The organism is Spirillospora sp. NPDC000708 (genome assembly GCF_040299565.1).
Lineage (GTDB): Bacteria > Actinomycetota > Actinomycetes > Streptosporangiales > Streptosporangiaceae > Spirillospora.
This window is the reverse complement of the sequence record NZ_JBEPCJ010000011.1, coordinates 59,361-75,436: the sequence shown is the minus strand read 5'-3', so window position 1 is coordinate 75,436 and position 16,076 is coordinate 59,361. Positions and strand designations below refer to the sequence as shown.

Below are 16,076 nucleotides of genomic sequence, written 5' to 3'. Positions count from 1 at the left end.
TGCGGGGAAGGGCTGATCGGTGTTGGACAATCCGTTGCCGGCCGTGGAACGCGGCCGTTCCACGCTCAGCGTGAACCGGCCGCTGAAGGAGTCCGAGCGGGCCCGGCGGGAGAAGATCCTGTCTGCCGCCCGCGAGCTGGCCTGCGGCGGCGGCTACCCGGCCACCACGATCCGGGCGGTCGCCGAGCGAGCGGGCACCACCCCGGCCACGGTCTACCGCTACTTCCCCTCCAAGGACCATCTGCTGCTGCACCTGATGATCGACTGGTCGCAGCAGTCCATCGCCGGCCTGACCGCCGCCGCCTACACCGGCACCGTGCCCGAGCGCGTGGCCGCGGGATTCGCCGACCTCATCGACTGGGCCGCCGCCGAGTTGCCGCTGTTGTCGGCGGTGATGAGCGCGGTCAGCTCACCCGACATCAGCGGCGGCGGCCTGGCGATCTGGCGCGAACTGTTCACCGCCCTCATCCGTGCCGCCCTGAGCGACCCCGCCTGGGACGACACCGAGGGAAAGGCCCTCACTCTCGGCCATGTCCTGCTCGCCTGCCTCCTGGACCTCACCACCACCCGCGCCGGCACCCAGGAGACACGCGACAACATCGCCACCGCCGCCCGCCTCATCTTCCGCTGACACCGGCGATCAAGCGGAGCCGCGTCCCCAGGTCGGAGTGCTCATCGTGGACGGACCCGGGGCTGTCAGCCGACGGCGTGCAGCACGGTCTCGCAGAGGGGGCCGTTCACCGAATCGGCCGGGACGAGTCGATCGGCCTCGGTGAGCATGGCGGCCGCCTCATCGGTGACGTCCAGATGGTCGTGCATCTCCTTGAGTCCCATGCCCTGCCAGATGAGCTGGAGTCCCTGGCTGTGGGACCTGTCCAGACGTCGGATCTGCCACCACAGGCTGTTCATTTGGTAGACCGCGTCGATTTCGTCGAACACTCCGAACCGCCAGGCTCGGGCGACCAGGCCGCAGACGGCGTCCCAGAAGTCCAGCGCCGGCAGGTCCCCCATCTCCCGGCCGGTCTGCTCCGCGAGCCGCTTGACGGCGTCGAGGACGGCTGTTTCCGAGGTGACGGGCATCGCGGCGAGCTCAGTGGCGGCCGGCCAGTCGCAGCCCAGGGCCAGCAGGATCCTCGCGATCTCCGGCCAACTGTCGTTGTCCAGCAACCCGTCCGCCCAAGAGGACGCCAGGGACTGGACCACCCGTGCGGTGTCGAGCCTCGCCATGGGGTCAGAGCCTATGCAAGCGTGGGGCGCGCGCTGCGCGCTGGCGGCTAGACACTTCGGAGGGCCTCGGTCGGGGACATCCGCGCGGCGCGCAGTGCCGGGTAGAGCCCGGCGATCGCGCCGGTGGCGAGGGCCAGCAGCAGCCCGCCCCACAGCGCCTGCGCCGGTATCGACACGGCCCAGTGGCGTTCGTAGGCGAGGCCCGTGGTGATCGCGGTCCCGATGGCCAGCCCGGTCGCGCCGCCGAAGGCCGACAGCACCAGCGACTCGGTGAGGAACTGCGCCGCGACGTGTGCGCGCGCGGCGCCCAGTGCCCGGCGCAGCCCGATCTCCGAGCGCCGTTCGAGGACCGAGATGACCATGACGTTGGCGATCCCGATCGCCCCCACGAGCAGGGCGATCGCGCCCAGCCCGAGGAACAGCGCCTGCCCGGACGCCTTCACCGCCAGTTGCGCGGTGAGCGCGTCGGACGGCCGGCTCACCTCGACCTGATCGGGGTTGGCCGGATTGGCGGCGGGGGCCAGGAGGTCGGCCACGTCCGGGACGTGGTCCTTCTGGGCGCGCAGGTAGACGCGGCTGGGATGCCCGTCGTATCCGAGCACGTCCCCGGCGGCCGCGAACGACACCAGCGCGGAACGGTCGATCTCCGGGGCCAGCGGCAGCGGCCGAAGGATCCCGGCGACGGTGAACCAGTGCCCGCCCAGCCAGACCCGGACCGTGGGGCCGACGGTCCGCACGCCCAACGTGCTGGCGGCGTCGTAGCCGAGCACGGTGACCGGGTACGGCGCCGAGGTGAGGAACCGGCCGGTCAGCAGCGAACCGTCCAGGGTGGTCAGCAGCGAGGCGTCGCAGGCGCGTACCGCCCGTCCGCCGGTCTGCCCGGTCGGGACGTGGTCGTTGCGGTAGACCCCGGCCGTGGTGACCTGGGCGGTCGGCGCGACCGACAGGACGTTGGGGACCTGCCGGATCATCGGGGCGGCCGTGGCGGGCAGTTCGGCCTCGGTGCCGCCGATGGTGTGCCCGTCGACCACGGTCAGCATGTTGGTGCCGAGCCGGTCGATGCGGGCCAGCAGGTTCGACTGGCTGGATCGGGTGACGCCGAGCACCGCGACGATCGAGGCGATGCCGATCGCGATGCCGAGGCCCGACAGGACCGCCCTGATCCGCCGGGAGCGCAGTCCCAGGGTCCCGGTGGGCAGCAGGTCGGCGAACCGCAAGGTGCTCCTCATGCGACCAGCACCCCGTCGCGCATCTCGATCCGGCTGCGGCACGCCCGCGCGACGGCCTCCTCGTGGGTGACGATGACCAGGGTGGTGCCTTCGGCATTGAGCTCTTTGATCAGGTTCAGGATCCCGGCGCCGGTGGCGCTGTCGAGGTTGCCGGTGGGTTCGTCGGCGAACACGATCGCCGGGCGGCCGACGACCGCCCGGGCGATGGCCACCCGCTGCCGTTCGCCGCCGGAGAGTTTGCCCGCGTGGTGGCCGGTCCGGTGCCCGAGGCCGACGCGCTCCAGTGCCGCCCGCGCCAGGCGACGGCGTTCTCGGGCCGGGGTCCCGCGGTACAGGAGCCCGGACGCGACGTTCTCCAACGCGGACAGAGCGTCCAGCAGGAAGAACTGCTGGAACACCACACCGACCCGATGCGCGCGCAGCCCCGCCAGCGCCCGATCGGACATGGCCGGCACCGACTCGCCCGCGAGCCGTACCGAACCGCTGGTAGGCCGGTCCAGTCCCGCCATGAGCTGCAGCAGCGTGGACTTGCCCGATCCGGAGGCGCCGCGGACGGCGAGCATGTCGCCGGGCTCCACCGCCAGGCTCACGCCCCGTACGGCCTCGACCGGCGGTTCCCCGGCGTAGGTCTTGCGGACGTCGGTCAGCTCAAGAACCGTCATCGGGCACCTCCACGCGCTGTCCCTCCGCGAGCCCCGCGCCGCTGACCTCGACCAGCGCGGCGCTCTCGTCGAACAGCCCGGTCCTGACCGGGACATGGCGCCGCAGGGCACCGCTCACGACGATGACCTCGTAGGCGCCGCCGGGCAGCGGGCGCAGTGCCGTGGTCGGTACGGCCAGCACCCCGCGGTCCTGCTGCGCGATGATCGATACCTGGACCGACGCCTGGTCGAGCAGGCCGTGGATGGTCCCGTCGACGGTGACCGTGACCGGGGCCGTCGACTGCTCGGGCGTGTCGCCCCCGTTGCCTCCGCCGTCGCCGGTGGAGGGCGGGGCCGTCGCGACCGTGCCGATCGCGGAGACCCGGCCCCGCCGGGTCGTCTGGTCGGGCAGCGTCACCACGACCGGATCGCCGATCTTCACGTTCGGCAGGTCGGTCGGCGAGAGCTGCACGGTGACCGCCTGCCGCGGAGTGGTGCCGTGCTCGACGGGATGCCCGGCCTGGACCCTGGTGCCGGTCGCGACGTCGAGCGCGGATATCCGGACCGGGCCGGGGGCGAACACGATCTGGCCGAGCGGCACGGTGCCCGTCTCGGGCAGGTGCCGGTCCTCCTGCCAGCGCCAGACGGCCCAGTAGGTGGCGGACGAGTAGTGGTCATCGACGGTGAGGCCGTCGCCGTAGCCGAGGGCGGCGAGGTTGGTCTCCAGTTGCCGGACGTCCGAGCCGTCGGTCATCCCCACCTCGAAGGCCCTCCAGACCGGGCGCGTCCCGTACATCAGCGGGACCTTCGTACCGTCGATCTCGTAGGCGGCGTCCCCGCGCCGGATCCGGCGGCCGACCGGCGGCAGCTTCGTGACCACGCCGGATCCGGTGGCCTGCAGCTGGTAGGTGCCCGCGTAGCCCAGCTTGCCGTTCAGCATCTGGCGCTGCGCGACATCGGTCCGGACGACGGCGGCGGTGCCGGTCCGGATGGTGCCGGTGTCGGGCCCGCCGGCCGCGTGACCGCGGCCGTCCAGGACCGTCCAGCTCGCGGCGCCGGACAGCCCGGCCAGTGCGACGCCGGAGAGGATCAGGAGCCGGCGCATGTCACTGGCCTCCGCCGGGCGGGGTCTTGAAACGGATGCGCCCGGACGGGCCGTACCGCTTGCACGGGTTCAGCTTCGCGACCAGTGCTCTCTTGCCCATGCCTTCGAGGCGGGAGGGAAGCGTGAAGGAGCCGTCGGTATCGGGGTCCGGCCAGTCCGGAATGCCCGACCGGCGCAGGCATGCGGCGAACTGCCGCAGCTTGGCCAGGTCGGCGCTGGAAACCGGGGTCGGCTGGGCGCCGTGGGGCGCCTGGGCCTTGAGCGAGGCGCACGCGGCGGGCAGCCGCTGGCCGCCTCCCGTGGACGGGAAGGTCCATGTTCCGTCGGGATTCTGGACCGGGTCGGGGAAGTTGGGCAGGCCGTGGGCCCTGGCGCACTGGGCGAGCCGGAGCATCGCGGCGCCGGCGCCGGCGCTCGACTTCGACGTGGGCTTGGCCTGCGGGCCGTGTCCTCCGCATCCGGTGAGCAGCAGGGCCAGCGTCAGCCCCGCACACGCGCTTCGTGGAGTCATGCCGTCCAATCTGGCGACGCTCGCGGCCGGGCAGATCCCCCAAAAGAGGAGTGAACGCACCACCGTTCGAGGGACCCCGCGGACGGATCACCCGGCCTACGCTGAACCCATGCTGTCCAGATTCGGATTGAGAATCCGGATGGGGGCGTCGTACGTCGCCGTCTCCGCGGCGGCCGTACTCATCGTCGAAGCGGTCGTGCTGGCCTACTTCGTCCCGCGCATGGCCAACGCCCGCCACCAGGTGAAACAGGCCAACGCACGGGTGGTCCAGGCCGACGTCCAGGCGGGCGTGGTCAAGAGCGGCTCGATCGTCGACCAGGACGCCGCCGTGGCCAGCGCGGCCGCCGCGGGGCGGGGCTCGCTCTCCGACCGGGTGCTCCTCGCGGCCGCGGCCAAGGCCGGCTTCGGCCGTACCGCCGCGGCCCCGGTGCCGGAGCTGGTCGAAGCGCTGGCCGGGCTGGACGGCCGGGTGGTGACGACGACCGCTCCACGGGTCATGCCGATCGGCTCGACGCTGCCCCGCGCCGCCGTCACCGCGACCCACCAGGTCACCTCGTTGGGCGGCGGTGCGGCCTGGGCGACGAGTCCGGTGACGACCACGACGGCCGGCGGGAGCAGGCGGACCTTCGCGATCGCCTACGTCAGGCTGGCCCCGGGCGGCTTGAGCGGTCCGGACACCGGCTCCAAGAGAGCCGCCGCCGCGACACGGAAGGCCCCCGGCACCGGCAGCATGCTGCTGCCCGGGCTGATCATGCTGGCCATGCTGGTTCCGGCGGGCGGGGTGTTCGGGCTGCTCAGCACCCGCCGCCTGATCGGCCGGATCCGGCGGCTGGCCGCCGGCACCGCGGTGATGGCGGACGGCGACCTGCGCTCGCGGATCCCGGTGTCGGGCGGCGACGAGGTGGGCCGGCTGGAGCAGGCCTTCAACCGCATGGCCGAACGGCTGGAACTCGCCGTCCGGGCGGAGCGCGAGGCGGCCGTCGTGACCGCGCGGCGTGACGAGCGCAACCGGATCGCCCGGGACCTGCACGACTCGGTGTCCCAGGACCTGTTCTCGGCCAACCTGCTGGCCGGCGGTCTGCGCCGCGCGCTGCCGGCCGGATCGCACCTGCGACGGCAGGCCGAATCGATGGAGCAGACGCTGGAACGCACGATGCGGGAGATGCGTGCCATGCTGCTGGAGCTGCGGCCCGTCGCGCTGGAAGAGGCCGGGCTGGCGGCGACCCTGAAGGACCTCTGCCAAGCCTACGAGGTGCGGCTGGGGATCCGGATCAGCGCGACGATCGACGCGCCGGAACTGCCCCCGGCGGTCGAGCTGGCGGTGCTCCGGGTGGTCCAGGAGGCGCTCGGCAACGCGGCCCGGCATGCCGAACCGGACCGGATCGAGCTCCGCGTGACCAAGGCCGGAGGGCAGATCATGGTCCTGATCAGCGACGACGGGCGGGGCTTCCCGCCGGCCGGAACCGCGGGGCGGCACGGGATGGGGATGGCGCTGATGCGCGAGAGGGTCACCGAACTGGGCGGCACCTTCGAGGTGGCGAGCGCGCCCGAAGAGGGCACGACCATCCAGGTGCGGATCCCGGCATGATCAGGGTGCTCATCGTCGACGACCACGAGGTGGTACGGCAGGGGCTGCGGTTCGTGCTCGAGCAGGAGCCCGACATCACGGTCACCGGCGAGTGCCCGGACGGGCAGTCCGCGATCGAGGCGATCCAGGCGCAGCGGCCCGACGTGGTGCTCCTGGACCTGGTGATGCCGGGCCTGGACGGGCTGGGCGTCCTGCACGCCCTCCGGAACGAGGATTCCGGACCCGCCGTCATCGTGCTGACCTCCTTCCTGGCCGCGGACCAGGCGGTGGACGCCGTACGCGCCGGCGCGTCCTCCTACCTGCCGAAGACCACCGCGGTCGATCGGGTCGTGGAGGCCGTCAGGGCCGCCGCGGCCGGCGGCAGCGTGCTGGACTCCGGGGTGGCGGCGCTCCTCGTGCGGAAGCTGCGCGAGGACGAACCGGCCGGCCCGCTGCGGGGACTGTCGCCCCGGGAGCGCGACGTGCTCGCCGAGCTGGCCAGAGGGCGCTCCAACCGGGAGATCGCCAGAGCGCTCGCGCTCGGCGAGCAGACCGTCAAGACCCACGTCTCCAGCATCCTCGCCAAATTGGGCCTCCAAGACCGGACCCAAGCAGCGATCTTCGGGCTCCAGCAGGGCCTGGTCCCCCTCCGCGACGCCCTATCCGACAAAGACCCCTAAGCGCGCGTTCGGGATCGGATCAACCTCTCGCGCTGCTCAAGGCGGCGGAGGGCACAATCGGCACCCCAGCTCACCGCTGAAGATTCCATGTTTCGGACAGGGCGAGACTTGCTCGGGGTTCGGCGTCACTCGCCAGTCGGGTTGGCGAATTACCCCAACGGTGGGTTCGGCCAGATAGTTCGAATCGGCCGGTTGCGGGATGTAGGAAGCGAGCATCGCCTTGAAGGCGGCCAGGTCCTTCTTCACGTGTGGAGGCTCGTAAGCAAGCCGGTCCCAGCCATAGCCCGACAAAGCCGTGTCGATCAACCGCAGGAAGAATTCCTTTTCCTCTGTGCAGTTGTCGGTCCAGGGTAGCTCTTCGAGGTCGAAGCCGGAGAATCCTCTGTCGTGGCGGTGCCCGTCGGCGAAATACAGGACCAGGTTCTGTTCCCACGGGGAAACGGCTAGAGCACTCCCTGCCAGCGTCAGAACATCGAAGAAGACATCGGTGGCACTGTTCGTCATGTACAGCTCATTGAACTGGTTGCCCACTGGCTCGACCTCGCCCATATATCCGTGAAGTCAGTCGCTCACGGCTCAGCTGGAACCAGCGTAACTTCACGAAGGCTCGGGGTGCTTGGATTGTCATCGGATCAGCGCCAGTTGGTGGGGCGGTGGGAGGGGGCGCGGGTCGTCGCTCGCCACAGCACGGCCAGGACGTAGGCGCAGAGGACGGCGAAACCCGCCCAGAGGGGCAGCGGGAAATACCCGGCGGACGGCGCGTAGTGCGCCACCACCTGCGGATACTCGATCCTGGTCTGCTGGACGGCGAAGCCCGCGGCCGGGGTGAGGCGCAGCAGCCATCGCGCCACGGCGTCGGGCAGCAGCGGCATCGTGGCCACCGCGTACGGCATGGCGACGAGCGTCAGCGCGAGGACGGCCGCCGCCCAGCCGCGCCGCACCACGGCACCGAGCCCATAAGCGAGGACGCCGCACATCGCGAGCGCCGCCGCGACCCCGACGACGACCCGCACGGCGGTCAGCGCGGACACCGGCTGCACGGGGACGCCGTTATGCCGCAAGATCGCGACGCCGACCGGCAGGACGATGCCGACGGCGGCGAGCCCGGTCACGAAGGTCGCGCCGCCGACCACGACCGCCCGGGCGATCACCACCGCGCGGCGGCGTCCAGGTGCCGCGTCCGGCCGGGTGCCGTCCCGGGTGCCGTCCTTGGCTCCGTAGCGGGCGGCCATCATCAGGACGATGATCAGCGCGATCATCAGGCCGGGGAGGGTTTTGTCGACGGTGGTGGCGCCCTCCTCCCCGCTCGGGCCGATGTCGCCCGTCCCGCTCACGGTGATGGCGCCGCCCTTCTCGATCGCGCCGGAGGCGTTGTGGTACTTCTCCCAGTCGGTCTGGTTCATCCCGCCGACGGCCTCGCTGCGCCACGCGCCGGCGGCCGCGCCCGCCGTCGTGACGTGGTCGAAGACCCCGGTGGCCTGCGTGAAGCGGATCTCCTCGACCGCTCCGCCGAGTCCGACCTTTCGCAGCGTGAGGTCGCCGGGGGAGGCGGCGAACAGCCCGACCTGCGCCGTGTCCGGGAGGTTCGGCAACTCCACCGACCCCACGGTGCGCCAGTGCAGCCCGTCCGCGGACTCCGCGCCGGTGACGGTGGCGCCGGACCGCGTCAGCCGCAGCCAGCGCGGGGAACGCGGCGACACCCCGTCCGGGCTCCCGGCGATGTCGTGCCGGTAGTCGTACTGCATCCGCACGCCGTGGTGTCCGGTCATCGCGAGCGCCGCGTAGGACGAGCCCGGCCGGACGCCGTCCTTGATGATGATCCCGGCCTTCGCCCACGGCACCAGCCCGGGGACGATCTTGTCGTGGTGGGGCGGCGGGTAGGTGATCGTCCCGGTCATCGCGGTCAGCCGGACGGTGATGGCGCCGTTCCGGCCGAGACCGCGGTGCAGGAACCAGAACCGGTCGCCGACGACCGAGCCGTCCGCGCTGGTCGGATCGTGGCGGCAGGGCCCGGCGCAGGACGCGTGGTTGCCGGACGCGTAGAGCAGCCCGGCGGCGATGACGGCGAGGGCCGCGGCCGCCAGGGCGATCAGCCGTCCGGGACGCCGGAAGGCGCCCCATTCCCGGCGAAGCAGTTCCTTGAGTGGCATGCCGCCGTTTCTATGGAAACGGACGTAACGTGACCCGAACCGTGCTCGTCATCCCGCTGTTAGGTCCGGCCGGGCATGCTGGAGGGATGATCAGGCTGCGCAGGGGGACCGTCGGGCTCCGGTTCACGGTGTTGTACGCCGCGGTGTTCCTGGTGTCCGGGATCGGGCTGTCGGCGCTCACCTTCCTGTTCTCCAACGACCGGGGGACGAGCGTCCCCGTGGGCGGGCAGGCCCCGCCCCAGAGCGGCGACCCGGCTGCGGCGCACCAGCACATCCGGCGACTTCAGGACCAGTTGGCCGAGACGAACGCGCAGCATTCCCGGCAACTGCTGGCGGGAATGCTGCTCGCGCTGGTGGTGATGGCGGTCCTTTCCCTGCTGGTCGGCCGGCTGCTCGCCCGCCGGGTGCTGCGCCCGCTCCGCCTGATCACCGCGGCGACCCGGCGGATCTCCGCCGACGACCTGGACCGGCGGCTGGCCGTCACCGGTCCGGTGGACGAGGTGAAGGACCTTGCCGACACCATCGACGGGCTACTGGAACGGCTGGAGGCGTCGTTCGCCGCGCAGCGCCGGTTCGTCGCCAACGCCTCGCACGAGCTGCGCACCCCGCTGGCGACCATGCGGGCGTCGCTGGACGTCGCGTCCGCCAAGCCGGGCGCGCAGCGGCAGGCGCTCGCCCTCGCCGACCGGCTGCGTCCCGAGCTGGACCGGGTGGACCGGCTGCTCGACGGGTTCCTCGTCCTGGCCCGGGCCCAGCACGGCGCCCTGGCCGGCGCCGCCGACGTCTCCGTCGACGATCTGGTCGCGCGGGCGGTGGCCGACCGCGCCACGGGGATCGCCGCGAAGCGGTTGGAGGTGACGACCGAACTGCGGGCCGGCGCGAGCATCCAGGGCGATTCCGCGCTGCTCGTCCGGATGGTTGAGAACGTCCTCGACAACGCCGTCACCCACAACGAGCCGGGCGGCTGGGTGCGCGTCGCGACCTTCCGGGAGGGCACCGGCGTGCGGCTCGTCGTGCGGACCGGCGGAGCCGTCCTCGACCAGCGGGACGTGGACCGGCTCGCGCAGCCCTTCGCGCGCCTCGGCGACGACCGCACGGGCTCGGAGAACGGCTCCGGCCTCGGCCTGTCGATCGTCGCGGCGATCGCCGCGGCGCACGGCGGACGGCTCGACCTGCTCGCCCCGCCCGAGGGCGGCCTGCGGGTCGACATCACCTTGCCGCCCGCCCCTGCCCGCGCGCCCGCACCCGCGTCCCCGCTCGTCCAGGCCGGGGCGGCGGAGTGAGGGTCCTGGTGGTCGAGGACGCCCGGTCGCTCGCCGCCGTCGTCGCCGAGGGCCTTCGCGACCAGGGGATGGCCGTCGACCTCGCCCACGACGGGCTGGGGGCCGCCGCCAGGCTCGATACCACCGCCTACGACGTCGTGGTCCTCGACCGCGACCTGCCCGGCCTGCACGGCGACACCCTCTGCCAGATGATCAGCGAACGGCGGGACCGTCCGATGGTGCTGATGCTGACCGCGGCCGGAACGCCGGACGACCGCGTCAGCGGCCTCACCCTCGGAGCCGACGACTACCTCGCCAAGCCGTTCCACTTCCCGGAGCTGGTCCTGCGCGTCCAGGCCCTGGCCCGTCGCAGGCCGGACGGCCGGCCGCGCGTCCTGCGCGCGGCCGGGATCGAGCTGGACCCGGTCCGCCGGACCGCCGTCCGCGACGGCCGGCACCTGAACCTGTCGGTGAAGGAGTTCGCCCTGCTGCACGCGCTGATGCGGGCCAGCCCCGGCTTCCTCAGCACCGAGGCGCTGCTGGAGCAGGTCTGGGACGAGAACGCCGACCCCTTCACCAACACCGTGACCGTGACGATCGGACGGCTGCGCCGCAAGCTCGGCGGACCGCCCGTCATCACGACCACCCCCGGCATCGGCTACCGCCTCGCCTGATCTACGCGCCCCATGGGTCAGGCGGCCGCTTGGACGAGGTAGACGAATGCCAGGGCGGTGGCCAAGGCGCCCAAGGTCAGGCGGAGGGCGGTCTCGGGCAGCCGGGGTTGCAGCCGCGCGCCCAGGTAGCCACCGGCCAGCCCGCCGAGGCCGCAGCTCAATCCGAGCGGCCAATCCGGCGCGATGTCGCCGTGCGCGGTGAACGAGAGCACGGCGTAGGTCAGGGCGCCGGTCACCGAGGTGAGGAAGGTGGAGGCGAGAGCGGCGGGCGCGACCTGCGCGACGGGCATGCCGCGGCCGACGAGGACGGGCCCGAGAATGGAGCCACCGCCGATGCCGTAGACGCCGCCGACCGTGCCGACCGCCAGCGAGAGCCCGACGACGAAGCGCTCGGACGGGGCGCTTGCACGGTCACCGCGCGGAGGGCGCAGGGTGCGGGCGCACAGCCATAGGCCCAACGGTGCCAGGAGCAGGCCCACCAGGGCGCGGAAGACGGTCGGACCGGGGACGGCGAAGACCCGGATGACCGCTCCGACGACGACGCCGGGCAGGGTCCCCAGGACCAGCAGCCGGGTCAACGCACCGCTCAACTGCCCGCGACGGTGGTAGCGCGCCAGCGCGCCAGGGCCGGCGACCACGTTGAACAAGAGGTTCGTCGGGGTGACCGCCGGACTGGGCACGTTCAGAACGCTGAGCTGGACCGGCAGCAGGAACACCGCTCCCGACACCCCGACCGGTGCCGTCACCGACGCGATGAGCGCCCCGGCCGCCAACCCGAGCAGTTCGGTCTGTCCTGTCATCGTCATCGGGGAGTCGCCGGCGCCGTCATCCGGCAAAGCATGCCTTATCGGCCGGACGGAGAAGGCTCGGTGCGGGTGCTCAGTTCCCCACACCGAGGGTGGACATGAACGCGGACGGGTACCGATCGCCGCGCGCCACGCCCGGCGGCACCGCCTTCTCGATCTCGGCGAGGTCGTCCGCGGTGAGGTCCAGCTCCATCGCGGGCAGCGCCTCGGCCAGCCGTTCGCGGGTGCGGGCGCCGACCAGCGGCACGATGTCCCGGCCTTGCGCGGCCACCCAGGCGATGGCCAGCTGGGCGACGGTGGCCCCCTTCGCGTCGGCGACCCGGCGCAGCGCCTCCACGAGGGCGAGGTTGTGCTCCACGTTCCCGGCCGCGAACCGCGGGCTGGAGCCGCGGCCGTCGCCGGGACCCGCGGTGCGGCCGGCCCTCCAGTGGCCGGAGATGAGGCCGCGGCCGAGCACGCCGTAGGCGGTCAGGCCGATGCCCAGCTCCCGCAGCGTGGGCAGGACCTCCGCCTCCACCGCACGGGAGATCAGCGAGTACTCGATCTGCAGATCGGCGACCGGGTGCACGGCGTGCGCCCGGCGGATCGTCGCCGCGTCGACCTCCGAGAGCCCCAGGTACCGCACGTACCCGGCGTCGATCATGTCCTTGATCGCGCCCACCGTCTCCTCGATCGGCACCGCCGGATCCAGCCGCGCGGGGCGGTAGACGTCGATGTGGTCGGTGCCGAGCCGGGTCAGCGAGTAGGCCAGGAAGTTCTTCACCGCCTCGGGGCGGCCGTCCGGCCCGCCGAACTCCGTGCCCGGGCCCCGCAGCATGCCGAACTTGACGCTCAGCTGGTAGCCGTCGCGATCCCGGCCGCGCAGCGCCTCGGCGAGCAGCAACTCGTTGTGGCCCATGGCGTAGAAGTCGCCGGTGTCGATCAGCGTGACGCCGCCGTCCAGCGCGGCGTGCACGGTGGCGATGCTCTCCGCGCGGTCGGCCGCGCCGTAAGCGCCCGACATGCCCATGGCGCCCAAGCCCAGCGCGGAGGTGGCCGGTCCGTTGTCGCCCAGTGTCCGTGTCTGCATCAGGTCTCCGTTCCCGAGGTCGTCCTCCAACCCTGCGCCCGAGCCGGAACGTGCGGGAGCGGAGCGTTCATCGTGGGAGAGCCGCTCCCTGGATACGCCCGCCCGCCGCGAGGGACGATGGGGTCGTGCAACGTGACCAGCTCGCCGACTTCCTGCGCCGCCGCCGCGAGGCGATCCGCCCGGCCGAGGTCGGCATCGCCGACGGCCCCCGGCGCCGCACCACCGGCCTGCGCCGGGAAGAGGTGGCCATGCTCGCCGGCATGTCGGTGGACTACGTCGTACGCCTTGAGCAAGGCCGCAGCAGCCAGCCCTCGCCTCAGCTGCTCGGCGCGCTGGCCCGGGCCCTGCGGCTGTCCGACGACGAACGCGACCACCTGTTCCACCTGGCCGGCCACCGGCCCCCGCCCGCCGACGGAACGGCCCGCCTGGCCCGCGCCGGCCTGATGCGCATGCTCGACCTGCTGGGCGAGACCCCGGCGCTGGTGCTGTCCGACCTGGGCGAGGTCCTCGCCCAGAACCGGACGGCCGTCCTGCTGACCGGCGACCACACGGGCTTCTCCGGCGACCGGCGCTACATCGTCCACCGCTGGTTCACCGACCCTGCCGCCCGCGCGGTCGCCCCGGTCGAGGAGCGGGAGCACTACGGCCGCCAGATCGTGGCCGACCTGCGCGCGGCCGTCGGCCGCCGCACCGGTGACCCCGTGGTCGCCGGACTCATCGAACGCTTGCAGGCCGCCAGCGCCGACTTCCGGCGGCTCTGGGCCGAGCACGAGGTGGCGGTCCGGCGCGCCGCCCGCAAGACCATGCTGCATCCGCGAGTGGGCCGCATGCTGCTGGACTGCGAGACGCTGGTCACTCCCGACCAGAGTCAGCAGCTGCTGGTGCTCACCCCGGCCGACGCCGAAACCCGCGAGCGGCTGGACCTGCTGCGAGTCCTCGGCATCGAAGACTTCCCCACTGAGGCCGGCACGCCCCAATGACTCGTCACGGCCGGGACGGCGGGGGCGGATCGTTGCGCAATCTGCTGTACATCCAGCCGTCACGCCACCGGCCGGTGCGGAACTCCACCGCGCGCAGGACGCCCTCCAGAGTGAATCCGGCCTATCTCCCAGTACCGGGAGACCCCGAACCCCCGTGCCGACCAGCTCACGAAGCCTGCGGCCGTGCCGTCGGCCTCGACAATGAGCCTGCCTTCGTCCTCGCCCAGGTAGCCGTCGGAGGCGTAGCGCCGCGCCGGGGCCTGCGCGTCGCGGAACCCCGTCCAGTCCAGGCCGATCAATCCGGGCTCTGTCGCAATACGCCGGAACATGGCGAGATCGTCCTCAGTGACCGGACGCAGGCGTATGTCGAGGGCACTCACCACGCCACCTCCGGTGTGATGCGCTCGTCTTGCGTGATCACGTCGCTGCCCTGGACCCTACCTTCCTCCCACCGGACCGCTTGTCGCGCCAACTGCGGCGTACCTGCGGTGTCCGCTCGTCCTGGACGAGCGCGTCGAGACCTCCGCGATGGCGGCGCCAGGAGCCACGGTCAGGGGCGGTGGGATGTGGTCCATTGGGGGTTGATGTGGCCTAGCCAGGCGTCTTGGGCGTCTGCCAAGGGGTGTTCCAGGGGGAGCGGCAGGAAGCGGCAGGCGAACGTCAGGCCGGTGTCTTCTCCGGCGCCGTCGACCGTGTGCGTCCATGTGTCCGGTGTGGTCGCGGGTGCTCGGAGGTGGAAGTAGGTGGTTCTGCGCGGCCGGCGGGTGTCGGGGTGGGGTTTGTCCTCCACGACGAGTTGCTCGACCACGGAAGCGGTGCGCAGCCCGGTCTCTTCGAGCACCTCGCGTAGGACGGCCTGCTCCGGCTCCTCACCGGGGCGGACGCCGCCTGCCGGGATCTGGGTGCCGGCCTGGGGCATGCCGACGTGGTCGAAGACGAGGAGTTCGGGGACGGCGCGGAGCCGGATGACGTAGGCGGCGACGCGGATCCTGGGGCGGGTCACCCGAGCATTGTGGGGTCGCGTGACGGGGTGGTCACGCTGGTGGGGGCAGTTCTTACGGAGATCGAACGTGTGGGGGCGCGATCTGGTGCGGGGCTCGTCGAAGATCATTGACTGGGTCCATGAACGCATCGACTTCCGCTTTCTCCGTTCGGCGTGCCGCCGGCGTCGTGCTGCCCCTCGCGCTGGCCGCGGCGGTCTTCGCCCCGCTGCGGGCGTCGGCGGCCGAGGTCTCGGTCGCGTCCACGACCGTGTCGCCGTCGAGGATCACCTCGGGGGAGGAGGCGATCCAGACGGTCACCCTGGCCGAGCCGGCGCCCGCCGGCGGCGTCGTCGTCGACCTCCTCGACGGCAACGAGTACGAGGACCTGACCTACTGGCAGGCGACCAAGCACAGGGCGACGGTGCCCGCCGGGGAGCGCAGCGTCAGCTTCCCGATCCGGGTGCAGTCCGCGACCAGCCCGGGGACCGTGACGCGGCTGACCGCCGGTGTCGGCGGCTCCGTCGCGGAGACGTCCGTCACCGTCGACCCGATCGACGCGCGGGTGCAGGACGTCACCTCCTTCACCGTGGACAAGCGCATCGCGGTCGAGGGAAGCAAGATCACCGGGACGGTGAAGCTCAAGTCCCCGGCACCGATCGGCGGGCTCGCCGTGGACCTGCGGAAGATCCCGTACGAGAGCGCGGCCGTGTCGTTCCCGGCCTACGCGGTGGTGCCGGCCGGGGCGACCAGCGCCACGTTCGCCATGGACGTCACGGCCTACGACCGGCCGCGTTTCGCGACCGTCATGGCCGCACTGAGCACCGCCAAGCAGTTCGTCGGCGCCATCGGCGTGCCCAAGAAGTACTCCATCGGCGTCCTCGGGCCGGTGCGGCACCAGCCGGGCAACGTCGAGAACTTCGGCGCGGTCGGCCTCGGTGACATCTGGCACCCGTTCGGCGCCCGGATCAACCTGACGAGCGACAACCCCGGCGTCCGCGCCTACTTCAGCGATCTGCCCTCCGACGGCAGCATCCCGTCCGACCAGGCCGGCGCCCAGTTCAGGATCTCCGTCGACCCGTCGGTCCCGGCCGGCACCAAGGTCAAGCTCACCGCTTCCTGGGTGCTCGGCCCCTCCCCGGTCACCACGGAGTTCACCGTCGAGGACTAGCCGCGAGGCGCCTTTCGCCGGGCG

At 72.3% G+C, this 16,076-nt stretch carries 18 protein-coding genes; 7 read left to right on the top strand and 11 right to left on the bottom strand.

Annotated elements, in window-relative coordinates; genetic code table 11:
* Positions 1–43: 43 nt before the first annotated feature.
* Entirely contained in the window at positions 44–631 is a 588-nt protein-coding gene (locus ABT299_RS10905) for a TetR family transcriptional regulator (protein ID WP_190850614.1), read from the top strand.
* Positions 632–696: 65 nt separating this feature from the next.
* Here the strand turns inward: ABT299_RS10905 and ABT299_RS10900 are convergent, their stop codons facing one another.
* From ABT299_RS10900 to ABT299_RS10880, 5 genes are read right to left on the bottom strand one after another with little or no spacing between them, the layout of a single operon-like run.
* Complete coding sequence (locus ABT299_RS10900; RefSeq protein ID WP_500250528.1) at positions 697–1,227, bottom strand: hypothetical protein; 531 nt, start codon at positions 1,225–1,227, stop codon at positions 697–699.
* 47 nt (positions 1,228–1,274) lie between these two features.
* Positions 1,275–2,456: an ABC transporter permease gene (locus ABT299_RS10895; RefSeq protein ID WP_190850610.1), complete on the bottom strand. Its 1,182-nt coding sequence runs from the start codon at positions 2,454–2,456 to the stop codon at positions 1,275–1,277.
* Positions 2,453–3,118, bottom strand: a complete 666-nt coding sequence (locus ABT299_RS10890; protein ID WP_387024444.1) for an ABC transporter ATP-binding protein — start codon at positions 3,116–3,118, stop codon at positions 2,453–2,455. Before ABT299_RS10890 ends, ABT299_RS10895 begins: the two co-directional genes overlap by 4 nt.
* The gene (locus ABT299_RS10885) at positions 3,105–4,202 is read right to left on the bottom strand and encodes a peptidoglycan-binding protein (RefSeq protein ID WP_500250527.1); all 1,098 of its coding nucleotides are present in this window, start codon (positions 4,200–4,202) and stop codon (positions 3,105–3,107) included. Before ABT299_RS10885 ends, ABT299_RS10890 begins: the two co-directional genes overlap by 14 nt.
* A gap of 1 nt (position 4,203) precedes the next feature.
* Positions 4,204–4,713 carry a hypothetical protein gene (locus ABT299_RS10880; RefSeq protein WP_500250526.1) on the bottom strand — a complete coding sequence of 170 codons (510 nt, stop codon included), beginning with the start codon at positions 4,711–4,713 and terminating at the stop codon, positions 4,204–4,206.
* A gap of 109 nt (positions 4,714–4,822) precedes the next feature.
* Between ABT299_RS10880 and ABT299_RS10875 the strand changes: the two genes are divergently transcribed.
* Together ABT299_RS10875 and ABT299_RS10870 are read left to right on the top strand one after the other, a co-directional pair.
* Positions 4,823–6,301, top strand: a complete 1,479-nt coding sequence (locus ABT299_RS10875; RefSeq protein ID WP_500250525.1) for a HAMP domain-containing sensor histidine kinase — start codon at positions 4,823–4,825, stop codon at positions 6,299–6,301.
* The gene (locus ABT299_RS10870) at positions 6,298–6,960 is read left to right on the top strand and encodes a response regulator (RefSeq protein ID WP_500250524.1); all 663 of its coding nucleotides are present in this window, start codon (positions 6,298–6,300) and stop codon (positions 6,958–6,960) included. Before ABT299_RS10875 ends, ABT299_RS10870 begins: the two co-directional genes overlap by 4 nt.
* Before the next feature lie 36 nt (positions 6,961–6,996).
* Here ABT299_RS10870 and ABT299_RS10865 read toward each other — a convergent pair whose 3' ends face one another.
* Both ABT299_RS10865 and ABT299_RS10860 read right to left on the bottom strand, forming a co-directional pair.
* A complete protein-coding gene (locus ABT299_RS10865; protein WP_500250523.1) occupies positions 6,997–7,509 on the bottom strand; it encodes a hypothetical protein in 513 nt (170 codons plus the stop codon).
* 83 nt (positions 7,510–7,592) lie between these two features.
* Complete coding sequence (locus ABT299_RS10860; RefSeq protein WP_500250522.1) at positions 7,593–9,110, bottom strand: hypothetical protein; 1,518 nt, start codon at positions 9,108–9,110, stop codon at positions 7,593–7,595.
* Positions 9,111–9,196: 86 nt separating this feature from the next.
* On the opposite strand from ABT299_RS10860, the gene ABT299_RS10855 reads away from it, so the two are divergent.
* Together ABT299_RS10855 and ABT299_RS10850 are read left to right on the top strand one after the other, a co-directional pair.
* A complete protein-coding gene (locus ABT299_RS10855; protein WP_500250521.1) occupies positions 9,197–10,393 on the top strand; it encodes a sensor histidine kinase in 1,197 nt (398 codons plus the stop codon).
* A complete protein-coding gene (locus ABT299_RS10850; RefSeq protein WP_387024428.1) occupies positions 10,390–11,046 on the top strand; it encodes a response regulator transcription factor in 657 nt (218 codons plus the stop codon). Before ABT299_RS10855 ends, ABT299_RS10850 begins: the two co-directional genes overlap by 4 nt.
* Positions 11,047–11,063: 17 nt before the next feature.
* Here ABT299_RS10850 and ABT299_RS10845 read toward each other — a convergent pair whose 3' ends face one another.
* Together ABT299_RS10845 and ABT299_RS10840 are read right to left on the bottom strand one after the other, a co-directional pair.
* Entirely contained in the window at positions 11,064–11,852 is a 789-nt protein-coding gene (locus ABT299_RS10845) for a TSUP family transporter (RefSeq protein WP_500250520.1), read from the bottom strand.
* A 73-nt stretch (positions 11,853–11,925) separates the two neighbouring features.
* Positions 11,926–12,921: an aldo/keto reductase gene (locus tag ABT299_RS10840; protein ID WP_387024424.1), complete on the bottom strand. Its 996-nt coding sequence runs from the start codon at positions 12,919–12,921 to the stop codon at positions 11,926–11,928.
* A 125-nt stretch (positions 12,922–13,046) separates the two neighbouring features.
* On the opposite strand from ABT299_RS10840, the gene ABT299_RS10835 reads away from it, so the two are divergent.
* On the top strand, positions 13,047–13,901 hold the full coding sequence (locus ABT299_RS10835; RefSeq protein WP_500250519.1) for a helix-turn-helix transcriptional regulator: 855 nt from the start codon (positions 13,047–13,049) through the stop codon (positions 13,899–13,901).
* A gap of 59 nt (positions 13,902–13,960) precedes the next feature.
* On the opposite strand, the gene ABT299_RS10830 is transcribed toward ABT299_RS10835, so the two are convergent.
* Positions 13,961–14,281: a hypothetical protein gene (locus ABT299_RS10830; protein ID WP_500250518.1), complete on the bottom strand. Its 321-nt coding sequence runs from the start codon at positions 14,279–14,281 to the stop codon at positions 13,961–13,963.
* Between the two features lie 170 nt (positions 14,282–14,451).
* A complete protein-coding gene (locus tag ABT299_RS10825) occupies positions 14,452–14,904 on the bottom strand; it encodes an NUDIX hydrolase (protein WP_500250517.1) in 453 nt (150 codons plus the stop codon).
* A gap of 119 nt (positions 14,905–15,023) precedes the next feature.
* Here ABT299_RS10825 and ABT299_RS10820 point away from each other — a divergent pair, with 119 nt between their 5' ends.
* Positions 15,024–16,052: a hypothetical protein gene (locus ABT299_RS10820; protein WP_500250516.1), complete on the top strand. Its 1,029-nt coding sequence runs from the start codon at positions 15,024–15,026 to the stop codon at positions 16,050–16,052.
* Positions 16,053–16,076: the final 24 nt, after the last annotated feature.